At 60.3% G+C, this 10,412-nt stretch carries 8 protein-coding genes; 2 read left to right on the top strand and 6 right to left on the bottom strand.

The window, feature by feature from the left end; all coding sequences use genetic code 11:
- Window positions 1-3: 3 nt before the first annotated feature.
- Complete coding sequence (locus tag AC07W4_RS17550; RefSeq protein ID WP_008052121.1) at window positions 4-582, top strand: hypothetical protein; 579 nt, start codon at window positions 4-6, stop codon at window positions 580-582.
- Window positions 583-1,104: 522 nt separating this feature from the next.
- Here the strand turns inward: AC07W4_RS17550 and hglS are convergent.
- The 3 genes from hglS to AC07W4_RS17535 all read right to left on the bottom strand — a co-directional run bounded on the left by hglS (window position 1,105) and on the right by AC07W4_RS17535 (window position 5,055).
- Entirely contained in the window at window positions 1,105-2,511 is a 1,407-nt protein-coding gene (hglS, locus tag AC07W4_RS17545; protein WP_495033301.1) for a 2-oxoadipate dioxygenase/decarboxylase HglS, read from the bottom strand.
- Window positions 2,512-2,621: 110 nt separating this feature from the next.
- A complete protein-coding gene (locus AC07W4_RS17540; RefSeq protein WP_008052119.1) occupies window positions 2,622-3,578 on the bottom strand; it encodes an alpha/beta fold hydrolase in 957 nt (318 codons plus the stop codon).
- Between the two features lie 22 nt (window positions 3,579-3,600).
- The gene (locus AC07W4_RS17535) at window positions 3,601-5,055 is read right to left on the bottom strand and encodes a flavin-containing monooxygenase (protein ID WP_495033300.1); all 1,455 of its coding nucleotides are present in this window, start codon (window positions 5,053-5,055) and stop codon (window positions 3,601-3,603) included.
- A gap of 199 nt (window positions 5,056-5,254) precedes the next feature.
- Between AC07W4_RS17535 and AC07W4_RS17530 the strand changes: the two genes are divergently transcribed.
- Entirely contained in the window at window positions 5,255-6,328 is a 1,074-nt protein-coding gene (locus tag AC07W4_RS17530) for a diguanylate cyclase (protein ID WP_495033299.1), read from the top strand.
- A 349-nt stretch (window positions 6,329-6,677) separates the two neighbouring features.
- Here the strand turns inward: AC07W4_RS17530 and AC07W4_RS17525 are convergent, their stop codons facing one another.
- The 3 genes from AC07W4_RS17525 to AC07W4_RS17515 form a co-directional block, all read right to left on the bottom strand.
- Complete coding sequence (locus AC07W4_RS17525; protein WP_008052116.1) at window positions 6,678-7,547, bottom strand: isocitrate lyase/PEP mutase family protein; 870 nt, start codon at window positions 7,545-7,547, stop codon at window positions 6,678-6,680.
- A gap of 141 nt (window positions 7,548-7,688) precedes the next feature.
- Window positions 7,689-8,723: an arginine N-succinyltransferase gene (gene astA / locus AC07W4_RS17520; RefSeq protein ID WP_495033298.1), complete on the bottom strand. Its 1,035-nt coding sequence runs from the start codon at window positions 8,721-8,723 to the stop codon at window positions 7,689-7,691.
- 49 nt (window positions 8,724-8,772) lie between these two features.
- Window positions 8,773-9,789, bottom strand: coding sequence for an arginine N-succinyltransferase (locus tag AC07W4_RS17515; RefSeq protein ID WP_495033297.1), 1,017 nt, complete (start codon window positions 9,787-9,789; stop codon window positions 8,773-8,775).
- Between the last annotated feature and the right edge of the window lie 623 nt (window positions 9,790-10,412).

The following is a 10,412-nucleotide window of genomic DNA, read 5'->3' as shown; positions in this document are numbered from 1 at the left end:
CCTATGAAACGCCACGCACTGACCAAAGCCATCACCCTCGCCACCTTGCTGTCTGCCGCCAGTTTCGGTGCGGTTGCCGCCGAGCTCCCGTTGTCCGAAGTTGTGGTGGTCGATCAGGTCGCCACCCAAGTCGTTTCGGTAGATACCGCAAACCGTATCGTGGTCCTCAAAGGCCCGCAGGGTAATGAATTCCCTGTGCAACTGACCGAAAAGGCGAAAAACCTCGACAACCTCAAGGCCGGCGACACGGTCGACATCAGGGTCACCAGCGCCGTTGCCGCCTTCCTCGACACCGATGTCGACAAAGGCCTGCCGGGCACTGCCGAAGCCACTGGCGAAGTGCGCGCAGCACCCGGTAGCGACAACCCTGGCGGCGAAGCTTACCGTCAAGTGAAAGTGCAGCTGAAAATCACCCACATCGACCAGAAAAAACACCAGGTGACTTTTGAAAACCCGGAAGGCAAGTCCAAGACGGTTGACGTCAAACGACCTGAAGTCCAGGCCAAACTCAAGGACTTGAAAGTCGGACAAAGCGTCAACGTGGTTTATACCGACATATTGACGGTGACCAGCAAGCACTGAAATTGAGTCATTGTTCTATACGGGCTGATTGTTTTTGTGCAGTTTTTGTATAGGAATGATCAGCCCCTAATGGTCGAACTGGTGAGTTTGAGGTGCTGTGTTGCATAGTATTTAAATCGACATCTTGTTAAACATTGTGTCGATAAATTTCATCTTTGCGGCACGGACATATTAATCCGCTTCTACTAAAATACTTTCCGTTCGCCCAGTGTCAGGGCTCTTTACCAGTGCATGGATTGCCGAGGCCATTGCACTGGGCGAACACTTTATTTGTTGTATTGAAAGTTTTGGATATAAAAACGGGCGGCCTGCAGGTCGCCCTTTTTTTTGGATTTCAGCGTGGGCACGTTCCCTTGTGGGAGCTGGCTTGCCAGCGATGGTCGTTAACGATAACGCGTGTGAGCGGGATAAACGCGGCGCACTGGAGTCCATCGCCAGCAGGCTGGCTCCTACAGGTATTGCGTTTTCGGTGTTTCCCGGGATTCCGTGAAGAACCTTTTTTATAGAGTGGTGACAAATCCTTCAATCATGTTTTTCATTGGCCTGAACAACATCGGCCAACGTGGTGAAACACTGTTCGATCGAGCGCCGCTGGCTCTCGGCATACAACGCCAATTCATCGATCGTCGAACGCCCCAGGGCCTTTTCGAACGCCTGCTGATTGGAGTGCAACCCGTAACGGGTTTGCGCCGTATCCCCCAGGTTTGACTGAAAGATCCCCGCCGCGCTGACCGGCAGGAAGTCTTCGTACACCAGCGGTTCAACCCGCAGGTAACCGTCGCTGAGCAGGTCTTCCAGGGGCGCGTTTTTCAGGTCGCCCGCCGTCAGGCCTTTTTCCGTCACGAAGTAGCGGAAGTAAGCCAGGCCCTGTTGGCGCATGCCTTCCCAGGTGTCAGGGAACTCGCTGAAATGCTGTGTCATCAGGGCGTTATAGCGCGCGGCGTTGGCTTCGTTGGGGAAGTCCTTGAGTTCGTCCCGTGCGGCATTGAGCAAGCGGTCGTAGAGTGCGCGGCCCTTGGGCGTGAGGGCGGCACCGCGCTGTTCGATCTCGCCGAACCGGGCACTGTGGCTGCCGCGCGCCTCGCTTTGATCGGTGAAGGAAATCGGCTCGTCCAGGGCCTTGAAGCTGGTCTGGCGCAGCAGGATCGGGCACTGGCGGCGGGGCGGGCCTTCGATCACCGCTTTGGGGGTGATGCCATGGGCCGGCATCTGCGCCTGGACGATGTCGATGTCCAGGGTCCGTGGTGTCAGGTGGTTGATGTGCGGGCCCTTGAACGCCACGACGTCGGCGATCAGACGATGCTGGGCGCTGAGCTGTCGATACTGCTCGGCGGTGACGGTGGCGCTGTGATGCCAGCGAAATGTTTCCAGTGCCTGTTCGACGAACTCCAGGGCTTCCTGTTCGGTCAGGCCACCACGGGATTCGGCGCGTTCGATGAGCGTGAGGGCCGTTGGGGTGAAGATCGAGCGCTGGTCGAGTATCGACTGGGCGAAGGCGCGCAGCTCCAGGTCTTCGATCAATTCCAGGCGCAACAACGAGGTGAACACCCGGAACGGGCTGACCTGCAGCGACGTTTCATGCACCGCGCGAAACGCCGTGGAATGCACCGGCACGCCGGCCGGTGTCAGGTCGTAGTAACCCACCGGTTGCATGCCCATTACCGCGAACAGGTGGGCGAGGGTCGCCAGTTCATCAGCCGTGCCGACGCGGATCGCCCCATGACGTTCCAGGTCCAGGCGTTCGATTTCGCCGGTGCTGGTGAGCTGCCGCAGGATTTGCCCATCGCTGTCCAGCACGTGACGGTTGGTCTGTTCCACCAGTTCCATCAACGCGCCGTACAACGGCACTTCCTCGCGGTACATGTCGGACATCGCTTTGGAGAAGCGTTGGCGGATCAGGTCAGGGCTGACGAAGTTCGGGTGGTTCATGAACAGGATTCCTGGCGCGGTGACGTAAAGGATGGACGAAAGATCGCAGCCTTGCGCGACGCCGACAAACGAAGTTTCTGACGAACTTCATTCTGCAAAGGACTGCAAACCTAGTGCAGTCGTTGATCCTGAGGGCTCTCCGAACGCAGCGATGCCAAAAACTCGCGATACAGGCGCGCCGAACCGTAGGGTGCTTCCACCATGGGCATGTGCCCGATGGCGTCCCAGATATGCACGCGCAGGTCGGCGATGCCCTTGCTCCAGACCGCTACGCTGCTGACATCGATCAACCGGTCCTTGCGCCCCCACAGCAACAGCGCCGGGGCGGTGATGTCGGGCAGGTGCGGTTCCATCGGCGGGCTGGCGCGAAATTCGCGGAAGATTTCTTCCAGCTCCTCGCGGGACTGTTCATAGCGCTGGGCGACGGCATCGAGCACCAGTTTCGGTACCCAGGGCGGCGAAGCCATGGTCATGGCGTAGAAACGCCGGAACTCTTCCCGCGAATGAATCAGAAACGGGTTGTGGCCCTTGGCCAAATGCCGCTCAAGGTCACTGGGTTCGGGGGCGGTGACCCCGGCCGGGTCGATCAGAGCCACGGACACAATGCGCTCCGGATACTTGGCCGCAAGCCAGGCCGCCATATAGCCACCCATGGAGTTGCCGATGACATGGACTTTCTCCACGCCGCACACGTCCAGCAGCTGGATCATGCGCTTGGCCTGCAGCGGGATGTCGTAGCCTCCGCCCGCCTTGAAGCCGGTTTCGCCATGGCCGGCGATGTCCGGGATGATCACCCGATGGCTGCTGACAAAGTGGCGGGCGAAACGCAGCCAGAGGTTCTTGTCGGCGCTGAAGCCATGGAGCATCAGCACATTGCTGGTGGCCTCGTACGGCCCGCCTTGCCAGGTCGAGACGGTCATTTCGGGGATGGGCACGACGATCTTGTGCAGCCGGTACAGCTTGGCCTCGGCCGCCATGCTCAAGTCATAGAGCCAGTAGCCGATGGCCGGGTAGGTCAGCCAGCTCCAGGCGACAAACACTGCGAGAACGACGAACAACAAAAGCATCACGCGTCTCCCTTCTTTCTGCTCAGGACAAAATGTGATCGGCGGGTTTCAGCGCTCGGGTCAAGCGATGAAAGCTGAAGCTGAATCCCGGAAACATGGCAATCACATGACCGCTCTTGCTTTGATACCAACTGTGGCAACCACCGGATTTCCACACCGTGTGTTCCATTTCCCGGTGGATCATTTCAGTGTAGGTACGTTCCGCCTCATGGCGAACTTCGATGCTGCGTAAACCTTGAGTCTTCAAGGTGCGAATGCAGTCGAGGATGTAATTCATCTGGGATTCGATGATGAACAGTGCCGAGGTGTGGCCGATGCCGGTGTTCGGCCCGGTGACGATGAACAGGTTGGGAAAGTCGGGCAGGGCGGTGCCGAGGTAGGCCCGTGGGTACTGCGCCCAGACCTCCTTGAGACGGGTGCCGTTTTTGCCCGTTACCGGGTAGGAAATCACCCCGTCGGTGGCGTCGTAACCGGTGGACCAGACGATCAGGTCCAGGTCGATGTGCTGGCCATCGAGGGTCACGATGCCGGTCTCGTCGATGGACGCGATACCTTGCTCGCGGCTGTGCAGGGTCACATTGCGGCGGGCCAGGGCCGGGTACAGCGTGCTGGACAAAATCACCCGTTTGCAGCCGATGGTGTAGTCCGGCGTCAGTTTGCGCCGCAGTTCGGCGTCCGGCACCTGGCGTTTGAGGAAGTGCAGGGCCTGGCGCTGGACCATGTGCACGGCCGGTTTCGAATACTTGAAGCCAAACACCCGGGTTTCGAATTGCCAGTAGATACCCCAGCGCAGCAGTTTGTAGGCGGGTTTGAGCCCCAGCAGCCAGCGCTGGAAGCGGCCAAAGCGGCGATCAGCCCGGGGCAATACCCAGTGAGGCGTGCGCTGGAACACATGCAAGTGCCCGACGTCCGGGGCAATGGCCGGAATGACCTGTGCCGCACTGGCACCGCTGCCGACGATGGCCACGCGTTTTTGCCGATAGTCGTAGCCGTGATCCCAGTTGTTGGTGTGAAACGTCTTGCCCTGGAAGCGTTCCTGTCCGTCGAAGTGCGGCACCACCGGTTGACTCAGCGGCCCGGTCGCGTTGATCAGGAACTGCGCGCAAAACGTGCCTTTGCCGGCGGTGTATACCGTCCAGCATTTGATGGTGTCGTCCCATTCGACGCGTTCGACATTGGCGTCCAGTTCCACCTTGTCCCGCAGGCCGAAGTGCTCCACCACGTGGCGGGTATAGCGGTGCAGTTCGGCCTGTTCGGCGAACATTTGCGTCCAGCGATACGGGGCGAAGGACAGGGAGTACAGCGGCGAGGGCACGTCGACTGCCGCGCCGGGGTAGGTGTTCTGGCACCAGGTGCCGCCGAAGAAATCCCGCCGCTCCAGCAGGCGGAAATCGTCGATGCCGGCCTTGAGTAAATTGATTGCTGCACATTGGCCGCCAAACCCGCTGCCGATGATCAATACTTGAAAGGTCTGCATGGGCCTCTCCTTTATGGTCATTGATCAACCCCTTCTTTCATGTATAGCCGTTTCCGGGGTGAGGCCTTTGCTTTTATGTGAGCGTGATGTCGCGATATTCAGCTTGTCAGTCGGTGATGGCTATTTGATTTCACCCTGATAGACTCCAGCGCATAGGCACAGGCTGTAATCGCATTCCGTCGAGTGGCACAGAGGCCCTATGGCAAAAGCGGGAGGAAAGGGATTTTCATTGGCCAGGAGGCTCTACACATCGCGGATCCTGGGGTTGGCCCTGGGGCTGGTGTGTGTGAGCGCGGCAATGTATCCACTCGATCCGGCGCCCTGGGTCTGGGGGTTCATGTGGTTCAATGGCCTGGTCTGGCCGCATCTGGCTTACCAATTGGCTCGCCGGGCCAGGACGCCCTATCATGCCGAACACCGCAATCTGCTGATCGATGCCTTTCTCGGCGGCTTCTGGATTGCCGCGATGCAATTCAATCCACTACCCAGCGCGACCACCATTTCCATGATGGCCATGAACAACGTGGCCATAGGCGGCTTGCGCTTCCTGCTGGCCGGGACAGCCGCGCAAATCCTGGGCGTGGGCGTTGGCCTGCAGATTTTCGCCCCGGCGTTCATTCCTGCCACCAGCGCGGTGCAACTCTATGCCTGTTTGCCGTTGCTGTGCCTGTATCCACTGGCGCTGGGCTGGATCTGCTTCCGCCAGGCCCATACCCTCGGCTGTCAGAAGCGCGAACTGCTGGCTCTGAGCCGCACCGACAGCCTGACAGGCCTGCTGAACCATGGCACATGGAAGGACCAACTGGAGATCGAGTTCCAGCGTTGTAAAGGCCGGCAAAAAGGTGGAGCGATCGCCCTGATCGACATCGACCATTTCAAAGTCATCAACGACACCTACGGCCATGTTGCCGGCGACATCGTCTTGCGCCAGTTGAGCAAAATGCTCAAGCAGAACCTGCGGGCGACCGATGTAGCAGGGCGCTACGGCGGTGACGAGTTCTGCGTGATCCTTCCGGACCTGCCCCTGAACCGCGCCATCGCCGTCATGGATGCCCTGCGCGTTCGCTTCGCCACCTTGGGATACGAGCGGAATCCGGCGCTGAAAGTCAGCCTGAGCATTGGCCTGGCGTCATTCAATCCGGCCCACGCCGACGCGACGCTTTGGCTCAATGATGCCGATCACGCGCTATACGAAGCCAAGACCACCGGGCGCAATCGAGTGATCTGCTGCGGGAACGGGAAGCCCTATCGCGAACTGCTCGACTCGGTGTGACCGTCCACTGCAAAACCTGTGGGAGCGAGCTTGTTCGCGAAAGCGAAGTGTCAGGCGGCACGGATGTTGGCTGTGATGGCCCCATCGCGAGCAAGCCCGCTCCCACAGGGGATTTGCGGTGAGCACGGCATTGGCGTACAACCGCGATCCAAATGTGGGAGCGGGCTTGCTCGCGAAGGCGGTGTGTCAGGCGGCCTGGATGTTGGCTGTGATGGCCCCATCGCGAGCAAGCCCGCTCCCACAGGGGATTTGCGGTGAGTACGGCATTGGCGTACAGCCGCGATCCAAATGTGGGAGCGGGCTTGCTCCGGGCGGCGATCCGACGAAGGCGGCGGGCCGGTTTAAACCGTCATTCCTTCACGCTCATGAACTCCTCCGCGAAGCGGATGTATTCCTCGGGTTGCGTGTAGGTGTGCGTCAGCTCGGTGGCGCTCAGGTCCGAGGTCTGGGTGAGGATCTGGCGTTGCTCGCGCAGGCTGTCGTAGGTCGCCTTGATCGCGGCGAAGTACGCACCGTGGCCGTCGATGGTCACGCGCACACCCAGTTCGGCCAGGCGCTTGTCATCGCGTAGCAGCGGGTTGCCATAGGTCACCAGCATCAGCGGCACGCTCAGGTGCTCGGCGATCTGCTCCAGGTGGTCGAAGTCCTTGATGCCCACCATGCAGATCCCGTCGGCGCCGGCGCTCTGGTATTGCCGGGTGCGGCTGATGATTTCCTGCACCGGCAGAATCCCGGCGTGGGTGCGGGCGATGATTGCCATCTCCGAATCGCAGCGGGCTTCGAGGGCCGCGCGGATCTTGCCGACGCCTTCGGCGACCGTGATCAGGTCGGTGGATTTACGACCGAATTGAGCGGGCAGCAGAGTGTCTTCGATGGTCAGCGCAGCGACGCCGGCCCGTTCGAGTTCGACGATGGTGCGCATGACGTTGAGCGCGTTGCCGTAGCCGTGGTCGGCGTCGGCGATCACCGGCAACTGGGCGACACGGCCGATGCGGGTGGCCTGTTCAGCGAATTCACTGAGGGTGATCAGGGCAAAGTCGGGGGCGCCCAGCACTTGCAACGAAGCGACCGACCCCCCGAGGATCCCGACTTCGAAGCCCAGGTCGGCGGCGATGCGAGCCGACATCGGGTCGAACACCGAGGCCGTGTGGTAGCAGGTGTCGGAGGCGAACAGTTGGCGAAAATTGCGGCGCAAATCTTGATGGGAAAGCCTGGACATATGAGTTCCACCAATGGAATGGAAGGGCTTGAGCAAAAGTGTCAACGCCGAAGAAATAAAAGGCTATCACGCGCGCCAGGGGAGAATGATGACGAATTTGCTGGGTTAGGCCGATTGACGTCGCAGCAATGGAACTGATAGTCACGCCGCCACGGCCTGTTGCCGTTGGTCTGGCAACGGTACGGCGCGCACCGAGTCTGCGGGTTGCAGCTGCAGGCGCTTGGCGGTCAGGCGATCAACCACCAGGCTGTTGCCCACCTGGCGGGCCGGGGCGCAGGTGATACGACAGTTTTCCAGGCGGCGGTTGTGAATCAGCCAGAGGGGCGCTTTCTCGTCCGGCGAGCCGATGGCCAGTGACAACGGTTGGCTGTCGCGCACTGTACGGATCCCGGAAACCGGGGCTTCGATGACCGGCCCGCCGTCGAAAATATCGATGTAGCCCTTGTGGGCAAAACCTTCGGCGCTGAGGATCTTCAGGGCCGGCTCGGTATTGGGGTGGGCCTTGCCGATCACCGCCCGGGCCTGTTCGGTGAGCAGGCAGGTGTACAGCGGCTGGCGCGGCATCAGTTCGGCGATGAACGACTTGTTGCCCAGCCCGGACAAGTGATCGGCGTGGCTGAAATCCATCTTGAAAAAGTGCCGGCCGAGGCTGTCCCAGAACGGCGAGCCGCCTCGTTCGTCGGCTCTACCGCGTAGTTCGGCGATGAGCCGGTTGCCGAACAGCTGGGTAAACTCGGCCACAAACAACAAGCGCCCGAGGGAAAGCAAACGGCCGTTGCTGCCCTGGCGCTGATCGGGGCGCAGGTACAACGAGCAGACTTCCGATTGCCCGGTCAATTCATTGCTCAGGAACAGGGTCGGGATCTGGCGCTGGATACCCAGGTCCGCTGACGCGCTGACCGTCAGTCCAACCCGGTAGTTGTACCAGGGCTCGCGCAGACCGACGCCTCCCGTCAGGGCGCTGACGCCCACCACTTGCTGCTCGTCGTCCTCGAGCACGAACAGGTAATCGGCATCGCCCCGGTCGACCTGACCGGCGAAGGTGCGTTGGGCCCAGCGAATCCGGTGGGCCAGGCGCTCTTCGTCGGCCGGCAGGCTGGTAAGTCCCGGAACGGCCTGGCGCACCAGGGTGAGCAGGGCGGGCAGGTCGGTGATCTGGACCGGACGGACAATCATGCGGCGGTTCCTTGTGCGCGTGTGCCTGGGCGTTGAATCTGCTGGGTATTCACAGGGCAACCAGCCTGATGGGGCTGCCCTCGGTCACCTTCAGCGCCTCGCACATGGCAGCGTCCAGGGTCACGGGTTGCCCGGGGATGTGATCAAGATCGGCGACGATGGCCCGATAATCCTTCAGGGACTCGTTGCTCACCAAAAAGCTGCCACGGGCATCGATCACCGGGCCACGCTGCGTCACGCCACACTGGCTGCGGGCAATGGAGCGAATGCCCGAGGTGCGCGCGTAGAGTGTCGGGCCGCCATCGAACAGATCGATGTAACTGTTGGTTTCAAAGCCTTCCCGTTCGAGGATATCGAAAGCTTCCTGGCCATCGGGGTGGATGCTGCCGATGCAGTCCTGTGCCGCCTGGGGCAGCATGGGCACGTAGATCGGATAGTGCGGCATCAGTTCGGCGAGAAAGGTACGGCTCTGCAGGCCGCAAAGCCGTTCGGCCTCGATGTAGGGCAAGTCGAAGAAATGCTTGCCCACGGCGTCCCAAAAAGGCGAGTGACCTTCATCGCTGCTGTAGCCGACGATCTCGGTGATCACCGTGTCGGAAAAACGCCGGGCGTGGGCGGCGATGAATAGCAGACGCGCCCGCGACAGCAGTTCGGAATGCGCGCTGCGCACCCGCGCGGCATCGATATGGAAGCCCCGCAGCAAGGTGTGGCCACTGAGGTCGTGACACAACGACAAGGCCGGTACGCCGTGCTCGATGTTCAGTTCCCGCGAGGCACTGGTGAAGGGCCGGTTGCGCAGGCTGTAGAACGGCTCGTTGTACCCCGCCGTGGCGAGGATTTCCGAGCAGCCGGCCAGGTGCCGTGTCGTCAGGTCTTCGAGTACAAAGAAATAGTTTTCCGGGCCATGAGCCTCGACGTCCTTCTCGAACGAGGCACAGGAATCGAGGACTTTTGCGCGCAACCGTTCGCTGTCGTCGGGTAGGGACGTGACGCCCACGAGGCTTTCACGGGCGAGCCTCTGCAACTGGGGCAGGTCGGCCAACTCGACTGGACGCAAGACCAGCATGGAGACACTCCTGTATCAAACGATTCGGCGATTGGAGCCGAACCTGACTATCACTGTCGGTTTTTTACACACATTAAATCGGTGGTCATCTGAACGTTATCGGGCGCCACTCTTCTTTTTGTCGGATGTTTACCGGGATGGACCGCATTAAACGAGGAACGGGTGGTTCGGCCGCAGGCAATGCCTGACCAGACGCGTTGATCGGGTGTTCGAGAAAGGGCATCCGGGCTCCTGCTGGATGAGCGTGGCAAGTGTTTTAACAGTCCGTTGAATGGAGTATTTAATCATCGCGTACTGCCTGTCTAGTGAATTTTCGAGTGGTTTGTTCGTGCCCGAAAAAGGGGCGAAATGCCTGTGCCAAAGGGCTACGGCGATGTCGTAAAGTCTTGTAGGTGATTGCCTGCGTTGCGGTCAGCCATGACAGAAAATCTGGCGGGAAATGACTGAAGGAATCCGTTTCAAGCAGGAAAATTAAACACCCCCGGGTCTAATGCCAGTCAGTTAAACGGTAATGCGATCTGTAGCAGCTGCCGAGCCTGCGAGGCTGCGTTCGGCTGCGAAGCAGTCGTAAAATCAGTCATTGCGGTACGTCAGGCAGGCCGCGTCAGCTGGACTCACGACTG

This window comes from Pseudomonas sp. GW821-FHT02A08 (assembly GCF_059422045.1).
The sequence above is the reverse complement of the archived record's forward strand: the minus strand, read 5'-3'. Positions and strand labels throughout refer to the sequence as shown.